Origin of the sequence: Pseudomonas sp. BE134 (genome assembly GCF_031456105.1) — a bacterium.
In the GTDB taxonomy this organism is placed as follows: Bacteria; Pseudomonadota; Gammaproteobacteria; order Pseudomonadales; family Pseudomonadaceae; genus Aquipseudomonas.
The window spans coordinates 172622-192437 of record NZ_JAVDUA010000002.1 but is presented as its reverse complement, the minus strand read 5'-3'; the positions used below and the strand labels follow the sequence as shown (position 1 = coordinate 192437).

The 19816-nt window shown below is 58.9% G+C and carries 17 protein-coding genes; 10 read left to right on the top strand and 7 right to left on the bottom strand.

What is annotated here, in order from left to right; all coding sequences use genetic code 11:
• Window positions 1-116 precede the first annotated feature (116 nt).
• The gene (gene hemB / locus J2Y56_RS02960) at window positions 117-1130 is read left to right on the top strand and encodes a porphobilinogen synthase (RefSeq protein WP_007942407.1); all 1014 of its coding nucleotides are present in this window, start codon (window positions 117-119) and stop codon (window positions 1128-1130) included.
• Between the two features lie 18 nt (window positions 1131-1148).
• Window positions 1149-3371 (top strand): polyphosphate kinase 1, encoded by a 2223-nt coding sequence (gene ppk1, locus J2Y56_RS02955; RefSeq protein ID WP_007942408.1) that lies wholly within the window; start codon window positions 1149-1151, stop codon window positions 3369-3371.
• Between the two features lie 100 nt (window positions 3372-3471).
• Here ppk1 and ppx read toward each other — a convergent pair whose 3' ends face one another.
• The 5 genes from ppx to J2Y56_RS02930 form a co-directional block, all read right to left on the bottom strand.
• The gene (gene ppx / locus J2Y56_RS02950; RefSeq protein WP_310333412.1) at window positions 3472-4974 is read right to left on the bottom strand and encodes an exopolyphosphatase; all 1503 of its coding nucleotides are present in this window, start codon (window positions 4972-4974) and stop codon (window positions 3472-3474) included.
• Window positions 4975-5155: 181 nt separating this feature from the next.
• Window positions 5156-5893: an amino acid ABC transporter ATP-binding protein gene (locus tag J2Y56_RS02945; protein ID WP_007942412.1), complete on the bottom strand. Its 738-nt coding sequence runs from the start codon at window positions 5891-5893 to the stop codon at window positions 5156-5158.
• Window positions 5880-6530: an amino acid ABC transporter permease gene (locus J2Y56_RS02940; RefSeq protein ID WP_007942413.1), complete on the bottom strand. Its 651-nt coding sequence runs from the start codon at window positions 6528-6530 to the stop codon at window positions 5880-5882. Before J2Y56_RS02940 ends, J2Y56_RS02945 begins: the two co-directional genes overlap by 14 nt.
• On the bottom strand, window positions 6527-7195 hold the full coding sequence (locus J2Y56_RS02935; protein ID WP_007942414.1) for an amino acid ABC transporter permease: 669 nt from the start codon (window positions 7193-7195) through the stop codon (window positions 6527-6529). The genes J2Y56_RS02940 and J2Y56_RS02935 overlap by 4 nt, the downstream gene beginning before the upstream one ends.
• Window positions 7196-7217: 22 nt before the next feature.
• On the bottom strand, window positions 7218-8003 hold the full coding sequence (locus J2Y56_RS02930) for a transporter substrate-binding domain-containing protein (protein ID WP_007942415.1): 786 nt from the start codon (window positions 8001-8003) through the stop codon (window positions 7218-7220).
• A 256-nt stretch (window positions 8004-8259) separates the two neighbouring features.
• Between J2Y56_RS02930 and J2Y56_RS02925 the strand changes: the two genes are divergently transcribed.
• The 7 genes from J2Y56_RS02925 to J2Y56_RS02895 all read left to right on the top strand — a co-directional run bounded on the left by J2Y56_RS02925 (window position 8260) and on the right by J2Y56_RS02895 (window position 16511).
• A complete protein-coding gene (locus J2Y56_RS02925; RefSeq protein ID WP_310348561.1) occupies window positions 8260-8967 on the top strand; it encodes a FadR/GntR family transcriptional regulator in 708 nt (235 codons plus the stop codon).
• 120 nt (window positions 8968-9087) lie between these two features.
• Complete coding sequence (trxA, locus tag J2Y56_RS02920; protein ID WP_003206727.1) at window positions 9088-9417, top strand: thioredoxin TrxA; 330 nt, start codon at window positions 9088-9090, stop codon at window positions 9415-9417.
• 247 nt (window positions 9418-9664) lie between these two features.
• Complete coding sequence (gene rho / locus J2Y56_RS02915) at window positions 9665-10924, top strand: transcription termination factor Rho (protein ID WP_007942421.1); 1260 nt, start codon at window positions 9665-9667, stop codon at window positions 10922-10924.
• Between the two features lie 186 nt (window positions 10925-11110).
• On the top strand, window positions 11111-13114 hold the full coding sequence (locus J2Y56_RS02910; RefSeq protein ID WP_310348557.1) for an acyltransferase family protein: 2004 nt from the start codon (window positions 11111-11113) through the stop codon (window positions 13112-13114).
• A 69-nt stretch (window positions 13115-13183) separates the two neighbouring features.
• Window positions 13184-14650, top strand: coding sequence for a 4-hydroxy-3-polyprenylbenzoate decarboxylase (ubiD, locus tag J2Y56_RS02905; protein ID WP_007942423.1), 1467 nt, complete (start codon window positions 13184-13186; stop codon window positions 14648-14650).
• Window positions 14650-15618, top strand: a complete 969-nt coding sequence (locus tag J2Y56_RS02900) for a CDP-6-deoxy-delta-3,4-glucoseen reductase (RefSeq protein ID WP_310348555.1) — start codon at window positions 14650-14652, stop codon at window positions 15616-15618. The genes ubiD and J2Y56_RS02900 overlap by 1 nt, the downstream gene beginning before the upstream one ends.
• 221 nt (window positions 15619-15839) lie before the next feature.
• Window positions 15840-16511: a gamma-glutamylcyclotransferase gene (locus tag J2Y56_RS02895; protein WP_310333417.1), complete on the top strand. Its 672-nt coding sequence runs from the start codon at window positions 15840-15842 to the stop codon at window positions 16509-16511.
• Here the strand turns inward: J2Y56_RS02895 and glpT are convergent.
• Window positions 16484-17836 (bottom strand): glycerol-3-phosphate transporter, encoded by a 1353-nt coding sequence (gene glpT / locus J2Y56_RS02890; RefSeq protein ID WP_310348554.1) that lies wholly within the window; start codon window positions 17834-17836, stop codon window positions 16484-16486. The genes J2Y56_RS02895 and glpT overlap by 28 nt on opposite strands.
• A 327-nt stretch (window positions 17837-18163) precedes the next feature.
• On the opposite strand from glpT, the gene J2Y56_RS02885 reads away from it, so the two are divergent.
• Entirely contained in the window at window positions 18164-18778 is a 615-nt protein-coding gene (locus tag J2Y56_RS02885; protein ID WP_310348548.1) for an energy transducer TonB, read from the top strand.
• Window positions 18779-18829: 51 nt separating this feature from the next.
• On the opposite strand, the gene J2Y56_RS02880 is transcribed toward J2Y56_RS02885, so the two are convergent.
• The gene (locus J2Y56_RS02880; RefSeq protein WP_007942428.1) at window positions 18830-19807 is read right to left on the bottom strand and encodes an NADPH:quinone oxidoreductase family protein; all 978 of its coding nucleotides are present in this window, start codon (window positions 19805-19807) and stop codon (window positions 18830-18832) included.
• Window positions 19808-19816 lie beyond the last annotated feature (9 nt).

The following is a 19816-nucleotide window of genomic DNA, read 5'->3' as shown; positions in this document are numbered from 1 at the left end:
CAAGGACAATGGAATGCGACTACCTGTCACAGGGTGCACATAACTGTAATGCGTTAGTCATAATGATCGCTTATAACTGTCACGCTCGCCCGCCAGCGCGAGCTCAGGAGTCTGCCGTGAGCTTTACCCCCGCCAACCGTTTGTTTCCAGCCACCCGCCTGCGCCGCAACCGTCGTGATGATTTTTCGCGTCGACTGGTCCGTGAGACCGTTCTGAGCGTCGATGACCTGATCCTGCCGGTGTTCGTCCTGGACGGTGAAAACCGCCGCGAAGCGGTGGCCTCGATGCCGGGCGTCGAACGCCTGACCATCGATTTGTTGCTGGAAGAAGCCGCGAAGTGGGTCGAGCTGGGGATTCCGGCATTGGCGCTGTTCCCGGTCACGCCGCCTGAGCTCAAGACGCTGGATGCCGCCGAAGCCTGGAACCCGAACGGTATTGCCCAGCGCGCGACCCGCGCACTCAGGGCGCAGTTCCCTGAGCTGGGCGTCATCACCGACGTTGCCCTGGACCCGTTTACCACTCACGGTCAGGACGGCATCATCGACGAAGACGGCTATGTGCAGAACGACATTACCGTCGATGCGCTGGTCAGGCAGGCCCTGTCCCACGCCGAAGCCGGCGCCCAGGTGGTGGCCCCATCCGACATGATGGACGGCCGCATTCAGGCGATCCGCGAAGCCCTGGAACTGGCCGATCACGTCAACGTGCGGATCATGGCCTATTCGGCAAAATACGCCAGCGCCTACTATGGTCCGTTCCGCGACGCGGTCGGTTCGGCGCTGAACCTGGGCAAGGCCAACAAGGCCAGTTATCAGATGGACCCGGCCAACAGCAACGAAGCCCTGCACGAAGTGGCGGCAGACTTGTCAGAAGGCGCGGACATGGTCATGGTCAAGCCAGGGATGCCGTATCTGGACATCCTTTACCGGGTCAAAGAAGAATTCAAAGTGCCGACGTTTGTTTATCAAGTCAGCGGCGAATATGCCATGCACATGGCGGCGATCCAGAATGGCTGGTTGAGCGAAGGGGTTATTCTCGAATCCCTGACCGCTTTTAAACGAGCAGGCGCCGATGGCATCCTGACTTACTTCGCCGTCCGTGCCGCTCAATTGTTACGAGAGCAAAAATAGCCCTCACAGGAACATTCCATGAATACCGAAGGACTCACTGAAGTTGCTGTAAAAGAGGCTCAACCTGTGGTCGAGCAAATCGCCGAAACCCCGCCGGAGCTGGAGCCCGCTCCGCCCGCGGTGGTGGCCGAAACCGTAGCCCCGACCCCGGCGATTTCCATTCCCGGACTGGATGACAGCAGCCTGTACATCCATCGCGAGCTCTCGCAACTGCAGTTCAACATCCGCGTGCTGGAACAGGCGCTCGATGAGTCCTACCCCTTGCTGGAGCGGCTGAAGTTTCTGCTGATCTTCTCCAGCAACCTGGACGAGTTCTTCGAAATTCGTGTGGCCGGCCTGAAGAAGCAGATCACCTTCGCTCGTGAACAAGCTGGCGCCGATGGTCTGCAACCACATCAGGCCCTGGCCCGCATCAGCGAACTGGTGCACGGTCATGTTGACCGCCAGTACGCGATCCTCAACGACATTCTGCTGCCGGAACTGGAAAAACATCAGGTCCGCTTCATTCGTCGTCGGCACTGGACCACCAAGCTCAAGACTTGGGTTCGCCGTTATTTCCGCGACGAGATCGCGCCGATCATCACCCCGATCGGTCTCGATCCGACGCACCCGTTCCCGTTGCTGGTGAACAAGAGCCTGAACTTCATCGTCGAGCTCGAAGGTATCGACGCCTTCGGTCGCGATTCCGGTCTGGCGATTATCCCGGCGCCGCGCCTGCTACCGCGAGTCATCAAGGTGCCGGAAGAAGTCGGCGGTGCGGGCGACAACTATGTGTTCCTGTCGTCGATGATCCACGCCCACGCCGATGACCTGTTCCAGGGCATGAAGGTCAAAGGCTGCTACCAGTTCCGTCTGACCCGTAACGCCGACCTGGCACTTGATTCCGAGGACGTCGAAGACCTGGCCCGTGCACTGCGCGGCGAACTGTTCTCGCGTCGTTACGGGGATGCGGTGCGTCTGGAAGTGGCTGACACCTGCCCGAAACACCTGTCCGACTACCTGCTCAAGCAATTCAACTTGAGCGAGTCCGAGCTGTATCAGGTCAACGGCCCGGTGAACCTGACGCGTCTGTTCAGCATCACCGGCCTGGACAGCCAGCGCGAGCTGCAATACCTGCCGTTCACGCCGCAGATCCCGAAACTGCTGCAAAACAGCGAGAACATTTTCAGTGTGATCAGCAAGCAGGACATTTTGCTGCTGCACCCGTTCGAATCGTTTACCCCGGTGGTCGACCTGCTGCGTCAGGCCGCCAAGGACCCGCACGTGCTGGCCGTACGTCAGACGCTGTATCGTTCTGGCGCCAACTCGGAAATCGTCGATGCGCTGGTGGATGCGGCGCGTAACGGCAAAGAGGTCACGGCGGTGATCGAATTGCGAGCGCGGTTCGACGAAGAATCCAACCTGCAACTGGCCAGCCGCCTGCAAGCGGCCGGTGCGGTGGTGATCTACGGCGTGGTCGGCTTCAAGACCCACGCCAAGATGATGCTGATTCTGCGTCGCGAAGCGGGCGAAATCGTCCGGTACGCACACTTGGGCACGGGCAACTATCACGCCGGCAACGCGCGTCTTTACACCGACTACAGCCTGCTGACCTCCGATGACGCCTTGTGCGAAGACGTCGGCAAACTGTTCAGCCAGTTGATCGGCATGGGTAAAACCCTGCGCATGAAGAAGCTGCTGCACGCGCCGTTCACGCTGAAGAAGGGCATGCTGGACATGATTGCCCGGGAGACCCAGTTCGCCCTCGACGGCAAACCGGCGCATATCATTGGCAAGTTCAACTCGCTGACCGATCCGAAGATCATCCGTGCGCTGTACAAGGCCAGTCAGTCCGGGGTGCGTATCGACCTGGTCGTGCGCGGCATGTGCTGCCTGCGTCCAGGCATCGCCGGGGTCTCGCACAATATCCATGTGCGCTCGATCATCGGTCGCTTCCTGGAGCACACACGGGTCTTCTACTTCCTCAATGGCGGCGACGAACAGATGTTCCTCTCCAGTGCCGACTGGATGGAGCGCAACCTCGACAAGCGCGTCGAGACCTGCTTCCCGGTGGAAGGTCGCAAGCTGATTGTGCGGGTCAAAAAAGAGCTGGAGCTGTATCTCACCGATAACACCCATAGCTGGAGCCTGCAGTCGGACGGTCGTTACGTCCGTAACACGCCGACTGGCAACCAGAACCCGCGCAGTGCCCAGGCCACACTGCTGGAGCGATTGGGTAGTCCGATCCTGACGGTGCGTTAACACGCAAAACTTGTGGGAGCGAGCTTGCTCCCACAGGGGATTGTGTCGCTTGCTTAATCGCGAGCATAAAAAAGGCCTTCCGAAGAAGGCCTTTTCAGTTTCAGCGAGCGTTCAGCACGATGTCGACGCGGGTGAGCCATTCGGCTTCGATGGCGAAGTCGGCCTGGGTCAATTGGTTGTCGTCCAGCCATTGATCCGGGAACAGCACTTCCAGGCTGTTGCCATTGGCGCGCAGTTCGACCTGAGGCATTTGCTGGGTGCCGCGGATGTGATGGAACAGGATCGCAAAACGCAGCAATACGCACAGACGAATCAGCTTGATGCCGTCATCGCCGAACTCGGCGAATTTGTCCTTGGGAATATTGCGTCGGTGGCCACGCACCAACAGGGCCAGCATTAGCTGGTCCTCGCGGGAGAATCCGGCCAGGTCCGAGTGCTCGATCAGGTAGGCGCCATGCTTGTGGTACTGATAGTGCGCGATGTCCAGGCCCACTTCGTGGACCTTGGCGGCCCAGCCGAGCAATTCACGCCAGACGCCGTCTTCCAGATCCCAGTCCCTGGCAACTTGATCGAAGGCATGCAGCGCCTTGCGTTCGACCCGCACCGCTTGTTCCTGATCGACGTGATAACGCTCCATCAGCGAGCTGAGCGTGCGTTCACGGACGTCTTCGTGATGATGACGACCCAGCAGGTCGTAGAGCACGCCTTCACGCAGGGCGCCTTCGCAGTGGTCCATGCGCTGGAGTTCGAGGGCGTCGAAAATCGCTTCGAGAATTGCCAGGCCCGCCGGGAAAATGGCCCGGCGGTCGGGCTTGATGCCCTCGAAGTCGATTTTCTCGACATCGCCGAGTTTGATCAGCTTGCGCTTGAGCCAGGCCAGGCCTTCGGCATTCACCTCGCCAGTGCCGTGACCGCCGGCCTTCAGTGCCAGGCCAATGGCGCGGATGGTGCCCGAGGAGCCGATGGCTTCATCCCAGGTCAGGCGGTGCAGGGCGTGTTCAATGCTCATGATCTCCAGCCGTGCCGCGGTGTACGCCTGGGCGTAGCGGGCCGGGGTGATCTTGCCGTCCTTGAAATAACGTTGGGTGTAGCTGACGCAGCCCATTTGCAAACTTTCGCGCAGCAGCGGCTCGAAGCGTTGGCCGATGATGAATTCGGTACTGCCGCCGCCGATGTCGGCCACCAGGCGTTTGCCCGGGGTGTCGGCGAGGGTGTGGGACACGCCAAGGTAGATCAGGCGCGCTTCTTCACGGCCGGAGATGACTTCTACCGGGTGGCCGAGGATTTCTTCGGCGCGGTGGATGAATTCGGAGCGGTTACGGGCCTCACGCAGGGCGTTGGTGCCGACGATGCGCACGGCGCCTGTGGGCATACCGTTGATCAGTTGGGCAAAACGCTTGAGGCAGTCGAGCCCGCGTTGCATGGATTCTTCGCTGAGATGGCGCTCTTCGTCGATGCCGGCGGCCAGCTGAACCTTCTCCCCGAGACGCTCGAGAATGCGGATCTCGCCGTTCTGGGCCTTGGCCACGACCATGTGAAAGCTGTTGGAGCCCAGGTCGATTGCGGCGATCAGGGACAGATTCTTCGCTTGGGATTGCGGCATGGTCAGGGGTCTCGGTCGATAACCTCGACATCCTGCCACGATCAACGGCTGGCGCCAACGCGCAGTGTTCAAAGCCGATCGTTCCCATGCTCCGCGTGGGCATGCAGCCCGGGACGCTCTGCGTCCCAAAAGCGGACGCGGAGCGTCCGTTGAGGCATTCCCACGCGGAGCATGGAACCGATCAGGTGGCGTGTTCGACCGTCCCGATAAAATTCGCCAACTCCGCCGTCTGCGGATGGGCGAACAGCACTTTAGGATCCCCTACTTCATGCACCTTGCCCTGGTGCATGAACACCACCTTATCCCCAACCTCCCGGGCAAAGCGCATTTCGTGGGTGACCATGATCAGCGTCATCCCGTCCCTGGCCAGTTGCCGAACCACACTCAGCACTTCATTGACCAACTCCGGGTCCAGCGCCGAGGTAATCTCATCGCACAGCAGCACTTTGGGCGACATCGCCAGCGCCCGGGCAATGGCCACCCGCTGTTGTTGCCCGCCGGACAGCCGGTCGGGGAAGGCGTCAAACTTTTCCCCCAGCCCTACGCGCTCCAGCATCTCCCTCGCCAGTTCAGCCGCTTTGGCTTTCGGTACTTTCTGCACCACTTGCGGCGCGAGCATGACGTTCTCGCCAACGGTCAGGTGTGGGAACAGGTTGAACTGCTGGAACACCATGCCGACTTTCTGCCGCAGGCTGCGCAAGTCAGCACGGGCGGCGTCAAGGTATTCGCCGTCCACTTCGATCACGCCGTCGTTGATTGACTCCAGGCCATTGAGCGTGCGCAACAACGTGGATTTGCCCGAGCCGCTGCGGCCGATGATCGCCACCACCTGGCCTTCCTCGACGCTCAAGTCGATGCCTTTGAGCACGTGGTGATCGCCGTAATATTTATGCAGGGCGGAAATTCTAAGCAGAGGCATGCAGTCTCCTTTCCAGGTAGCGCGCGCTGAGGGACAAGGGGTAGCAGAGCAGGAAGTAACCGAGGGCAACCAGGCCATACACCATGAAGGGTTCGAAGGTGGCGTTGGCAAGCATGCCGCCGGTCTTGGTCAGTTCGGTGAAACCAATGATGGAAGTCACGGCGGTGCCTTTGACCACTTGCACCGAAAAGCCCACGGTCGGCGCCACGGCGATTCGCAACGCTTGCGGCAGGATCACGTAACGCAGCTGCTCCAGCGGATTGAGCGCAAGGCTTGATGAAGCTTCCCACTGACCGTTGGGGATCGATTCGACGCAACCGCGCCAGATCTCCGCCAGATACGCGCTGGTAAACAGCGTCAGGGCAACCGCAGCGGCCATCCATGGCGAGATGTCCACGCCGGCCAGCGCCACACCGAAGAACACCAGAAACAGCTGCATCAACAGCGGCGTGCCCTGGAACAGTTCGATGTAAGTGCGAGCGAAGCTTCGCGGCAGGGATTTTTTCGAAATGCGCATGACCAGGATCAGCAAGCCGATCAACCCACCGCCGATAAACGCCACCAGCGACAGCGCCAGGGTCCATTGCAGGCCTGTGAGCAAGTTGCGCACGACGTCCCAAAAGGTGAAATCACTCATTGGCTGCTCCTGGCGATGTAGCGACGACCGATCCAGTTCAGCAATTGGCGGATCAACAGCGCCATGCACAAATAGAGCAGGGTGGTCAGGGCATAGGTTTCAAAGGCGCGGAAGTTGCGCGATTGAATGAAGTTGGCGGCGAAACTCAGTTCTTCGGTCGCAATCTGCGAGCAGACGGCCGAACCGAGCATGACGATGATGATCTGGCTGCTCAGCGCCGGCCATACTTTGCCCAGGGCCGGCAGCAGGACCACATGGCGGAACGCTTCAAAGCGGTTCATCGCCAAGGCGGCTGCGGCTTCAAGCTGCCCCCGGGGAATCGCCTGGATGCCCGCACGAATGATCTCGGTGGAATAGGCGCCGAGGTTGATCACCATCGCCAGCACCGCGGCCTGCCATTCTGAAATCTGCACGCCCAGGGATGGCAATCCGAAGAAGATGAAAAACAACTGCACCAGAAACGGCGTGTTGCGGATCAGCTCGACGTAAACCCCGAAAATCGCCGAGAACGGTCGAATGTTCCACGCCCGCACCAGCGCCCCGACGATGCCAAGCCCCACGCCAAGCACGGCACCGACCGCCGTCAGCTCAAGGGTGAACAGCGCCCCGCGCAGCAACAGGTCGGTGTTGTGAACCACCGGCAGAAAGTCGAACTGATAAGCCATGCTCGGTCTCCTTTGGCGAAAATCAGAGATCGGCCGGCAACGGTTCTTTCAGCCAGGTTTGGGAATTTTTCTCCAGCGCGCCATCGGTCTTGGCGGTGGCGAGGATCTGATTGACCTTGCCCAGCAGCGCGGCCTCGTTCTTGTTTACGCCAACGTAGACCGGCGAATCCTTGAGCTTCACTTTCAGCGCGGGCACACGTTTCGGGTTTTTCTCGCTGATCGCCACCATCACCACGTTGCCGCTGGCAATCAAGTCAACCTGGCCTGCGAGGTAGGCGGCAATGGTCGAGTTGTTGTCTTCGAAACGCTTGATGGTCACGCCTTCGGGGGCCACTTTGGTCAGTTCGATGTCTTCGATGGCGCCACGGGTGACGCTGATGGTTTTGCCCTTGAGGTCGTCCAGGCTTTTGATGTCGGCGTCTGGCGGGCCGAACACCGCGAGGTAGAAAGGGGCGTAGGCGCTGGAGAAATCGATGACTTTTTCGCGCTCGGGGTTCTTGCCGAGACTGGAGATCACCAGGTCCACCTTGCCGGTCGTCAGGAACGGGATGCGGTTGGTGCTGTTGACCGGGGTCAGTTCGAGGTTGACCTTGAGCTGGTCGGCCAGCAGTTTTGCGGTATCGATGTCCAGTCCGCGCGGTTTCATGTCCGGGCCGACCGAGCCGAACGGTGGGAAGTCCTGCGGCACGGCGACTTTGAGAACGCCGCGTTTGACCACATCCTCCAGACCGTCGGCGTGGGCGGGCGCCTGGCTCAGCATCAGGCTGGCAAACAGGGCGGCAAGGAGGGCGCTGTAACGCTGGGTCATGGCAAATCTCCGGATCGGCGAGAAGTGAATTCTGCGGATCGACAGAGCATGGGCCATGCCAAGAGTCGGTTTTAGGGGCGCAGGCCGCGGGTTTACTGGCATTGTTCGGTCTTACTGGTCTGAACAGTCAGGTCCTGTTTCGCACCCCGATAGCGCATCGCCGCAAACGACCGAACCCCCATGGGGCACGACTTGCCGGGCGCTGCGATTAGCTTTACAACTGATCGCTCATTGGCCTGGTTCGTTTGAAAAAACCATGAATTCGATCTCCCGTGCGGTTCCTGAAGTGGCACTGCAAGCCATTCGTAAACTGATCACCGAGCATGGATTCGGGCCGGGCGATGCCTTGCCCTCGCAACGGGACCTGGCGGTGCAGCTGGGGGTCAGTCGGGCGTCATTGCGTGAGGCATTGTCGTCGCTGAGTGCGCTGGGGGTGATCAGTATCCAGCCAGGCAAAGGCGTATTCGTGCAGGCGCCGGTGGACCTGCCGCGTGGCGAGCCCACAGTGAGTTGGCCGTTCGCTGCCCAGGCCTCACCACTGGATATTTTCCAGTTGCGTTATGCCCTGGAAGGCTTTGCCGCCGGTTTGGCGGCAGTGACCCTGAGCACTCAAGAGCTCGATGCGCTGGAAGACAACGTCGCAGCGATGCGCATCGAGTTGAAGGTCGGCGACTTCGAGGCTGCAGCGAGGCTGGATTTCGAGTTCCACCAACGCATCCTGCTGGCCAGCGGGAATCAGGCGATGCTGAGCATCCTGACCGCCAGCGCCGAGATCTTTCTGGAGAGCCAGAAGTTACCGTTCATCCGGGCTGAGCGGGCCCTGGAAACCTGGCAGGAACACCGTAAAATCCTCCGCGCGCTGACCCGCCGGGCATCCGGGGCTGCGCAGAAGGCCATGCACGAACATGTACGAAACGCGGCGCTGCGTACGGGAATTACCTTCGTCGCTCCCGCCACCCTGTGACCTGAGCTATACCCAAACTCATGGACCACCATAGCGAGACTCAATCATCTGCACCTTCCTGAACGAGGGAAGGGCGGCTATGATGGGCCACGTTTTTTTGCTTACAACCTGGAGACTTCCATGAGCAGCGATCTTATCAAACACGTTAGCGACGCTAGCTTCGAGGCCGACGTACTCAAGGCCGAAGGCGCTGTACTGGTCGACTACTGGGCTGAATGGTGCGGCCCTTGCAAAATGATCGCTCCTGTTCTGGACGAAATTGCTGAAACCTACAAAGGCAAGCTGACCGTTGCCAAGCTGAACATCGACGAAAACCAGGAAACACCGGCCAAGCATGGCGTGCGTGGTATCCCGACGCTGATGCTGTTCAAGAACGGCAACGTTGAAGCGACCAAGGTCGGCGCGCTGTCCAAGTCGCAGCTGGCTGCTTTCCTCGACGCCAACATCTAAGCGTTGATTTAAGCGTCATCAAAAAGGCCCCGCACATCGCGGGGCCTTTTCGTTATTCAGGGCTAGACGCTCCGAAACGCAGGTGTTACATTCGGCCCCGCACTGGTTTCTCCATTGCCCCCTGCTAGCCGTCGCCGACGCACTCCTTTTCGAATAAGTACGCGATCCTGTCGCCTTCTCTGCGGCGCGGCCTCATTAAGCCAAAAGCTTAATTTCCCCCCTCCATAAATGATTACGTCATTCCTATATGAATCTGACTGAACTCAAGCAAAAGCCGATTACCGAACTGCTCGAATTGGCCGAACAGATGGGCATAGAAAATATGGCCCGTTCGCGCAAGCAGGACGTGATTTTCTCCCTGCTCAAAAAGCACGCGAAAAGCGGCGAGGAAATCTCCGGTGATGGCGTGCTGGAGATTCTCCAGGACGGCTTCGGCTTCCTGCGCTCCGCTGACGCTTCCTATCTTGCCGGCCCGGACGATATTTACGTCTCGCCAAGCCAGATCCGTCGCTTTAACTTGCGCACCGGTGACACCATCGTTGGCAAGATCCGCCCTCCAAAGGAAGGCGAGCGTTATTTCGCGCTGCTCAAGGTTGATACGATCAACTACGATCGTCCCGAGAACGCGAAAAACAAGATTCTCTTCGAGAACCTGACCCCGCTGTTCCCGACTGTGCGCATGAAGATGGAAGCCGGTAACGGTTCCACCGAAGACTTGACCGGTCGTGTCATCGACCTGTGCGCTCCGATCGGCAAAGGCCAGCGCGGTCTGATCGTTGCACCGCCGAAAGCCGGTAAGACCATCATGCTGCAGAACATTGCAGCGAACATCGCACGCAACAACCCGGAAGTTCATCTGATCGTCTTGCTGATCGACGAACGTCCGGAAGAAGTAACCGAAATGCAGCGCACCGTGCGCGGCGAAGTGGTTGCCTCGACGTTCGACGAGCCGCCAACCCGCCACGTGCAGGTTGCCGAAATGGTGATCGAGAAGGCCAAGCGCCTGGTCGAACACAAGAAAGACGTGGTGATCCTGCTCGACTCCATCACCCGTCTGGCCCGTGCCTACAACACCGTGATCCCGAGCTCCGGCAAGGTACTGACCGGTGGTGTCGATGCCCACGCCCTGGAGAAACCGAAACGTTTCTTCGGCGCCGCACGGAACATCGAAGAAGGCGGCTCGCTGACCATTATCGCCACCGCGCTGGTTGAAACCGGCTCGAAGATGGACGAAGTGATCTACGAAGAATTCAAAGGCACCGGCAACATGGAACTGCCTCTGGACCGTCGTATCGCTGAAAAACGCGTCTTCCCGGCCATCAACATCAACCGTTCCGGCACACGCCGCGAAGAGTTGTTGACCGCCGACGACGAGTTGCAGCGCATGTGGATCCTGCGCAAGCTGCTGCACCCGATGGACGAGATCGCTGCCATCGAGTTCCTGGTCGACAAGCTGAAAACGACCAAGACCAACGACGAGTTCTTCTTGTCGATGAAGCGCAAGTAAGACGGCTCGTTTGAGTTGAAAAATGGCGCCCCTCGAGGGTGCCATTTTTTTTGTGTTGAAAATGGAAGGTTTGTGATCAGCTACGGTCCCTTGGGAAGCACTCATTCGATACAGAAACGCTGTCTAGCCCTTGCGCCACGGACAGAAGCTGTTCAAACAATAATCAACTGACTGGCATTCGAGTTTATGAGCACTCTTGCTTACCGAAGGGATATCGACGGCTTGCGGGCAATCGCCGTTATTGCGGTGGTGTTGTTCCATTTTGGCGTTCCTGGATTTACCGGCGGATTCGTTGGTGTAGATATCTTTTTCGTGATTTCCGGCTTCCTGATCACCTCGATCATCTGGAATCAGCGGCAGGCCGGGCGTTTCAGCTTTGTCGATTTCTGGGGGCGCCGTGCCCGGCGGATTCTGCCAGCGCTGTTTGTGATGATTGTCGCGGTGCTGGTGGTGGGCTGGTTCCTGTTGGCGCCCGCGGATTACGAAGAGCTGGGCCGCTCGGTGCGCTATCAGGTGATGTTCGTTTCCAACATCCTGTTTATGCGTCAGGACGGTTATTTTGACGTCGCCTCCGATCTCAAGCCTTTGCTGCATACATGGTCGCTGGCGGTTGAAGAACAGTTTTATATTGTCTTTCCGCTGCTCCTGACGGTGCTGTCGAGTCGCCTGAAACATTGGCGCCTGGCCCTGTTTGGTGTGTTGCTGGTGTCATTCGGGCTCAGTGTCTGGGCCGTTGCCCATCACCCTGAAAAAGCCTTTTTCCTGTTACCAATGCGTGCCTGGGAGCTGTTGGCCGGCGCCATGCTGGCGATCGCGCCGCGAACGGGCTGGCGCCTGACGCCCATCGGGGCGCAACTGTTGAGCTTGACCGGAGCCGGGCTGATTCTGACGGCCGTGTTCTGCTATGACAAAAGCACACCATTCCCTGGTGCAGCCGCCTTGCTGCCGACCCTGGGTGTAGTCGCGCTGATCCTGGCCAACGGCCATCGGCAAACCCTGGTCGGTCGCTTGCTCGCCAGTCGTGTGCTGGTCGGGTTCGGGCTGATTTCCTATTCGTGGTACCTGTGGCACTGGCCGGTCTTCGTTTTCTCCAGTTATGCCAGCGTCGACGAGCCTGGCCCGTTTGATATCTCAGGGTTGATTCTGCTCAGTCTGGTGCTGGGTTATCTGTCGTGGCGATTCGTCGAGACGCCGTTGCGCGAGCGCCGGCTGTTGGCGGGGCGTCGGCAGATTCTGCTCGCAGCGGGGATGGGGGTGTTGGTGTTGGGGCTGGCCGGCCAAGCGTTGCGCTGGACCGATGGTTTGCCCTCGCGCCTGTCCGATCAAGCCTTGCAGTATGCCAAAGGGAAAGAGTGGCGCCCGGAGCTGATGCGCTGCGTGGCCAATGATCAAACCCCGGACGACAAGCTCTTTTGTCATTACGGGATGCCAGCACCAGACGTTTCAAAGGCGCTGGTCTGGGGCGACAGTCATGCCACGGCGTTGATTCCGGTATTCGACGACGGTGCGCAGAAGTACGGTGTCAGCGTGATTCTGGCCAGTGCTACGGGCTGCATTCCGGTTGAAGGGCTGGAACACGATCCGCAGTGTGCACGGTTCAATCGCCGGGTCGAGCAGGCCATGAAGCTGCAGTCGGTGGGCGATGTGGTGTTGGTCGCGCACTGGAGCCTGTATCTCTATGGCGATGCGAAAGGTGACCTTGGGCATGTGTTGCGCGATTCCCATGGCCGTTATGACCGGGCGAACGCCGAACAACAACTGACCGACGGATTACAGGCAACCGTGCGACAACTGCGCGGCGGCGGGCATCGCGTCTGGCTGGTCAAGGAAGTGCCGCTGCAACCGTTCAGCCCACCTTACCGTCTCAGCCGCTTGGCGATGATGAATCGTCCAACCGATGACGTGGGGCTCGCGGTGGCCGAACACTTCAAGCGCCAGGCTTTCATCAGTCAGTTGTTTGCACAAATTGCGACAGCCAATACCGGGGTGACCGTTGTTGATCCGGCGCCGCTGCTGTGCGATGACGAAGGGCTTTGCCGCACCGAACTCGATGGTCATTCGATGTACGTCGACGACAATCACTTGTCCGAAGTCGGTGCACGGTTCATCGCGCCGGTGCTTGAGCCGTTGTTCAAGCGCTTGCACGCACGGGCAACTCTGGGTAATGGTGACCCAAATGCAGCCAGGTAAGCAGCGATAAGCTGCCAGCGAACGGCAGAGCAGGTAGGATGTACGCCTATTTTAGGGGTGCCACCGTTAATGAAATTCAAGGATCTTCGGGATTTCGTGCAGCAGCTTGAGCAGCGCGGAGAGTTGAAACGCATCCAGATCCCCGTCTCTCCAGTGCTGGAGATGACCGAAGTCTGTGATCGCACTCTGCGGGCGAAAGGCCCGGCGTTGCTGTTCGAAAACCCTACCGGCTACGATATTCCGGTGCTGGGCAACCTGTTTGGCACTCCCGAGCGGGTCGCGATGGGCATGGGTGCCGAGGCAGTCAGTGAGCTGCGTGAGATAGGCAAGCTGCTGGCCTTCCTCAAAGAACCCGAGCCTCCGAAGGGCTTGAAAGACGCCTGGTCGAAGCTGCCAATCTTCCGCAAGATCATCGCCATGGCGCCGAAAGTCGTCAAAGACGCGGTTTGCCAGGAAGTGGTCATCGAAGGCGACGACGTCGACCTCGCCATGCTGCCGGTGCAGACCTGCTGGCCGGGCGACGTCGGCCCGCTGATCACCTGGGGCCTGACCGTCACCAAAGGTCCGAACAAGGATCGCCAGAACCTCGGCATCTACCGTCAGCAAGTGATCGGCCGCAACAAGGTCATCATGCGCTGGCTGAGTCACCGTGGCGGTGCGCTGGATTATCGCGAGTGGTGCGAGAAGCATCCTGGTCAGCCATTCCCTGTGTCCGTGGCGTTGGGCGCTGACCCGGCGACCATTCTCGGTGCCGTAACGCCGGTACCGGACAGTCTTTCCGAATACGCATTCGCCGGTCTGCTGCGCGGCAATCGCACCGAATTGGTGAAATGCCGTGGCAATGACTTGCAAGTCCCTGCCACTGCCGAGATCATCCTTGAAGGCGTGATCCATCCGGGTGAAATGGCCGACGAAGGTCCGTATGGCGACCACACCGGTTATTACAACGAAGTCGACAGCTTCCCGGTGTTCACCGTCGAGCGCATCACCCACCGGATCAAGCCGATCTACCACAGCACCTACACCGGCCGTCCACCGGATGAGCCGGCGATTCTCGGCGTGGCACTGAACGAAGTGTTCGTGCCGATCCTGCAAAAGCAATTCCCGGAAATCACTGACTTCTACCTGCCGCCGGAAGGCTGCTCGTACCGCATGGCCATCGTGACCATGAAGAAGTCGTATCCGGGCCACGCCAAGCGGGTAATGCTCGGTGTCTGGTCGTTTTTGCGACAGTTCATGTACACCAAGTTCGTTATCGTCACCGATGACGACATTAACGCGCGGGACTGGAACGACGTGATCTGGGCCATCACCACGCGCATGGACCCCAAGCGCGACACGGTGATGATCGACAACACGCCGATCGACTACCTCGACTTCGCGTCGCCGGTCTCAGGCCTGGGATCGAAAATGGGGCTCGATGCCACACATAAATGGCCGGGCGAAACCACTCGCGAGTGGGGTCGGGTGATCGTCAAGGACGACGCCGTGACCCAACGGATCGATGCCATCTGGAATCAGTTAGGAATAGATTGATGCGTGTAACCTTGCAGCCCTCCGGAGCAGTGCTTGAGATTCTGCCCGGCGAGCGGATTCTCGATGGTGCCAGGCGCCTGGGCTTTGAATGCCCGCAAAGCTGCCGCAATGGTAATTGCCATGTCTGCGCGGCGTTGCTTGTGGAAGGGCGGGTCGAACAAGCCGGTAATGTGCGCGACCATGGCGAGTTCTACACTTGCATAGCAGAGCCGCTGGAAGACTGCATCGTGCTGTGGGATGGCGTGCTCGCGCTGGGAGAACTACCGGTGCGCAGCGTGTCGTGTCAGGTCATTGAATGCAGGGACGTCGACGGCGACACCTGGCGCGTGCGCCTGCGCGCACCGGCCGGCAAGCCGCCGCGTTATCACGCGGGCCAGTACCTGATGATCGAGCGTGAAAGCGGCGAAAAATCCGCATTCTCTCTGGCGTCCGCCCCCCATGGCGGGCGTGACCTGGAAATCCATGTATTGGCGCGCGAAAGCAGTGCGTTAAACCTGATCAGCCAGCTTCAGCGCAATCCGATGGTGCGAGTTGAACTGCCATTTGGCGATACCCATCTGGCGGAATTGCCGGACGGCCCACTGGTGTTGATCGCAGCAGGCACCGGCATGGGACAGATCCACAGCCTGATCGAGCACTGCCGCGCCACGGGCTTCAAGTATCCGGTTCACCTGTACTGGGGCGTGCGCCGTCCTGAAGACTTTTACCAGATTGAGCATTGGGATGAATGGCTGAAGCTGCCTAATCTGTTCCTGCACAAGGTCGTCAGTGATCAATGCGGTTGGGAAGGGCGGTGCGGGATGCTGCACGAGGCGGTGTGTGAGGATTTCCCGGATCTGAGATCCTTGCATGTCTATGCCAGCGGCTCACCGGCCATGGTCTACGGCACGCTGGATGCGCTGGTTGAAGCCGGAATGGATGCTCATCAGATGCGTGCGGATGTATTTGCGTACGCGCCGCGATCTTGATCCGCGATCTTGATCCGCAGTTTTATCCGATATAACTCCTCATATAGCCGAATGGTATTTATAAACTTATATAAATACCGGTAGGTTATATTTGTTTAAGGCAATAATTTAATAACTGTGCCATGGCACCTAAATTGCCTTAAAACTTATGTGCCTTATTGTTACAGCGGTGCGTTCTATTAAGTAATTCATCACCCGCGGGGAGCTGAACGCTATTCGCCATGAGCGCCATAGAATCTGCTTTTTTGAATCTGGCTTACCCTCCGCGGCTCGACTTGGGGCCGCAGCTTACGCACGAGCAGTTGCTCGGCTCGATGCAGTCGACCATGGCGCGCCACAAGGGCGGGCCTGTCTGGTTGTTCGCTTACGGTTCATTGATCTGGCGTCCAGAGTGCACGGCGGTAGAGCGTGTTCGCGGTCGGGTGCATGGTTACCATCGCGGTTTGTACCTGTGGTCTCACGAGCATCGCGGCACACCTGAAATGCCTGGCCTGGTGTTTGGTCTGGATCGTGGCGGCTCTTGCAGCGGTTTCGCTTATCGTTTGCCCGAAGAACAACTTGAATCCTCGCTTTACGCGCTGTGGCAGCGCGAAATGCCAGTCCCCTCCTATCGGCCACACTGGCTCAACTGCCGTCTCGAAGACGGAAACCAGGTTCAGGCATTGGGGTTTGTCCTGGAGCGGCACCTGCCCAGCTATGCCGGCAACTTGCCGGATCATGTGCTGAGCCAGGTGTTCGAAAGTGCTAGCGGGCGATACGGCAGCACTCGCGATTATGTCGAGCAAACGGCGCACGCCCTGCGTAGCCACGCCATGCCAGACCGAAATCTGGAGGCGCGGCTCAAGCGCTGCAAATCAAAGTCTGATCAGGCGATCGCTGCTTCGCGGGTCTGACTGGCGGTTTGTTTGTGCCCCAGTGTGGGGGCAAGAAATGCCATCGCCAGCAAACAAGCGGCGACCAACAGAATGAAACCGCCATCCCAGCCAAAATAGTCCACGGTGTAGCCCATCAGGGCGCTGGCCGCGACTGAACCACCCAGATAACCAAACAGGCCGGTAAAACCAGCAGCCGTCCCTGCGGCTTTCTTCGGCACCAGTTCCAGCGCTTGCAAGCCGACCAGCATCACCGGGCCATAGATCAGGAAGCCAATCGCGAACAGCGAGATCATGTCGACCATCGGGTTGCCCGGCGGATTCAGCCAGTACACGATCGTTGCAACAGTCACCAGTGCCATGAACACCATGCCGGTCAGTCCACGGTTGCCGCGGAAGATCTTGTCCGACATCCAGCCGCACAACAATGTGCCGGGAATGCCTGCCCACTCATACAGGAAGTAAGCCCACGACGTCTTGTCGAAATCGAAGTGCTTGACCTCTTTGAGGTAGGTCGGCGCCCAATCCAGGATGCCGTAGCGCAGCAGGTAGACGAAGACGTTTGCCAGGGCGATGAACCAGAGCATTTTGTTGCGCAGCACGTATTTGACGAAAATGTCCTTGACGCTGAATTCCTCTTCGTGGCTGGCGTCGTAGCCTTCCGGATAATCGTTTTTGTATTTCTCAATGGGCGGCAGGCCGTTCGATTGCGGTGTATCGCGCATCACAATGAAAGCAAACACGGCCACCAGCAGCGCCACAGCGGCCGGTACGTAGAACTTGCTGTGCCAGTCGTTGAACCAGCCCATGCCGAGAATCGCCAGCGGGCCGATCAAACCACCGCCAACGTTATGCGCGGTGTTCCATACCGATACCACCTGACCGCGTTCTTTCTGCGACCACCAATGCACCATGGTTCGTCCGCTAGGCGGCCAACCCATGCCTTGCGCCCAGCCGTTGATGAACAACAGGATGAACATCATGGTCACGCTGGACGTTGCCCACGGTGCGAAACCGAACACGAACATTACTCCGGCGGAGACCACCAGGCCAAAAGGCAGGAAGTAACGCGGGTTGGAGCGGTCGGACACGATGCCCATCAGAAACTTGGACAGACCATAGGCGATGGCAATTGCCGACATGGCCACGCCCAGCTGACCCTTTGTGTAGCCTTGGGCAATCAGGTCCGGGAACGCGAGGGTGAAGTTCTTGCGCAGCAGGTAATAACCCGCATACCCAATGAAAATCCCGGCGAAAATCTGCCAGCGAAGGCGTTTGTAGGTGTCGTCTATTTTTTCTTCAGGCAAAGGAGCCTGATGTGCGGCAGGGCGAAAGAAAGCAAACATTCAAGAGCTCCAGATTTCTTGTTTTGACTGCGGATGCGAATGTTACAGTTTCGTTACCGAAAATAGCACCGGTTCGCATTGGCAAAAAAGCGGAAATGTGGGTAATTGTTTGTTCCTTTACGAACATGTCGTACAGGCATAAGTGAAGGGCGGTGTGGGAAACGTCTTGCGCAGCTTTAAACGACGCATTTCAGTCCGGGGCAGGACGAGGCTTTGGGAAATTTCCTGCGTTGGATTGGGATGCGACGGCGTTCTGTTTCAGGTTAATGAGCCTTAACCTTTTTGCTGGTACCGGGTTTGGTATTTCAGCGGCGAAGGGGAGGGGTTATGCGGTGGTTGGTGTTTGCGATTTTGTTGGTTGCGACTGTCGGTGTGTGGGCTGGTGAGGTGGTATTGACTCCCGAACACAATCCGAAGCCGTTATATCCCCGCGAGCTATTTAGAAAAGGGGTTACAGGAGCGGTCCGGGTCAGTTTTACGGTGTATGCCGATGGCTCGGTCAGCAAAGTACGCATTTTGCAAAGCGACCATCCTGATCTGGCGGAAGCGAGCCGCAACGCCATTGAGCAGTGGCGCTTCAAAGCGTGGACAGTCGAAGGCGATCTGCCCTCAGAGATGGAAGTGACTGCCCCAATGGTTTTCAGGCTGGATCACGACATGCCCATACATGCGAACCAATGGCTGAAACAGTTGAAGTGCCGTGACTTCAACGAAATGTTGGCCGATTTTCCGGAGTCCGCGTGGGTCGACGCAGTGGTGTTTGACTACACTCGTGCTTATCTGTCGAACGTCTTCAATGCGACACAGTTGCAGAATGAGCAGCGCTTGGCGTTGATTGCCACGTTGAACAAGCGGGTGCCGAACATCGTCAGGGAGTGCCGGGCGAGTCCGGTTCGCAAGTACGTGAATCTGTTGCCGGAGGATGTTCGGAAGTTGTTTTAACCCCCGCCAATAAAAATGCGGTCTGGGACTATCCAGACCGCACCTTCACGCTCAGCGAACCTGAACCACCACTTTCCCGACCGCCTTGCGCTGGCCAAGATCATTGATCGCCTGCGCCGCATTGCTCAGCGGATATACCTGCGATACCAGCGGCTTCAACTTGCCCTCGGCAAACCAGCCAAACAGTTGCTGGAAGTTCGCCGCGTTGTCTTGCGGCTGGCGTTGGGCAAAGGAACCCCAGAACACACCGACGACGGCGGCACCTTTGAGTAGCGCCAGGTTTACCGGAAATTCCGGAATGCGTCCGCTGGCAAAGCCGACCACCAGCAGGCGGCCGTTCCAGGCGATGGCGCGCACGGCCTGGTCAAACAGGTCACCGCCGACCGGGTCGTAGATCACGTCGGCGCCCTGGCCGTCGGTCATGCGCTTGATCTCGTCCTTGAGGCTGGTTTCGCTGTAGTTGATCAGCTCATCGGCGCCGGCAGCCTTGGCCACCGCAAGTTTTTCGGCGCTACTGGCGGCGGCGATCACGCGGGCGCCCATGGCTTTGCCGATTTCCACGGCGGCCAGACCCACGCCGCCGGAAGCACCGAGCACCAGCAAGGTTTCGCCGGGTTGCAGGTTTGCCCGCTGCTTGAGGGCATGCATCGAGGTGCCGTAGGTCATGCTGAAAGCGGCGGCGGTGTTGAAGTCCATCGAGGGTGGGATCGGCAGCACGTTATAGCCTGGCACGGCGATCTGTTCGGCGAAGCTGCCCCAGCCGGTCAGAGCCATGACACGGTCACCGACCTTCAGATGGCTGACCTTTTCGCCCACGGCACTGACCACGCCAGCCGCTTCACCGCCCGGGGAAAACGGAAAGGGTGGCTTGAACTGGTATTTGCCCTCGATGATCAGCGTGTCCGGGAAATTCACCCCGGCAGCGTGCACGTCCAGCAGGATTTCATTCTTCTTGGCAACAGGACTGGCGACGTCTTCCAGCACCAGCGATTCGGCAGGGCCGAAGGCTTTGCACAGCACGGCTTTCATCAGGGCTAT